The 677-nt window shown below is 39.0% G+C and carries 1 protein-coding gene; it reads left to right on the top strand.

All coding sequences use genetic code 11. The features are described from left to right. The coding region (locus tag ACFFLE_RS11095) for a relaxase family protein (protein WP_514131201.1) at positions 1 to 474 on the top strand (474 nt) is incomplete at its 5' end. Between the last annotated feature and the right edge of the window lie 203 nt (positions 475 to 677).

The raw sequence follows: 677 nt of genomic DNA, 5'->3' as shown, positions 1-677 counted from the left end.
CAAGCAGAAAAAGCAGTATTAGAAAAAGGACAGTCCAGTTGGAAAGATGAAATCAGACAAGCAGTAAATGTCTCTAAAAGCCGAAATAACGATTTTGAGAGCTTTCAAGAGGATTTGGGTAGTTTCGGTGTCGAAACGAAATTAAGAGGTTCTACGGTGTCTTATAAGCACCCTGACGAGAAGAAATGGGTGCGTGCGAAGAAATTAGGTTCGGATTATGAACTGGAGGGATTAGAGATTGAGTTTGCAAGACAGAATAAACCAAGAGAAAGAGAAACAGATGAGCAGTCCAGCAAGTCATGGAATGACTTTGAACGAGAAACCGATGAACAGCGAAATAATCGAATTGAAAAAGCAAAACGGATTGTTGAGAGACAGAATGCTAGAAATAGAGAAATCGCAGACGAAAAGGAACAACAGGATAGACGACCTGTTAGAAAAACTAGAGAAAGGGACAACGGAATGGAATTATAGAGTAAATCAAGCGACAGAACAGGTCAGCCGTGATTTACTGAATACACAAAGGAATAATTTTGATGAGCTTAAACAGAGTTTCGAAAATCAGAATAAATTGAGTAAGCAATTCCATAAAGTACAGGGCTATTCGTTCTTTGCGTTATCGATAATTGCAATGATCTTATTTATCGGTTTAATCGCTCGTACGTTGGCGTTAGGGG

It is taken from the genome of Salinicoccus siamensis, from assembly GCF_042429615.1.
GTDB classification, from domain to species: Bacteria; Bacillota; Bacilli; order Staphylococcales; family Salinicoccaceae; genus Salinicoccus; species Salinicoccus siamensis.
Note: the sequence above shows the minus strand (reverse complement) of the source record. Positions and strands in the feature narration are given on the sequence as shown.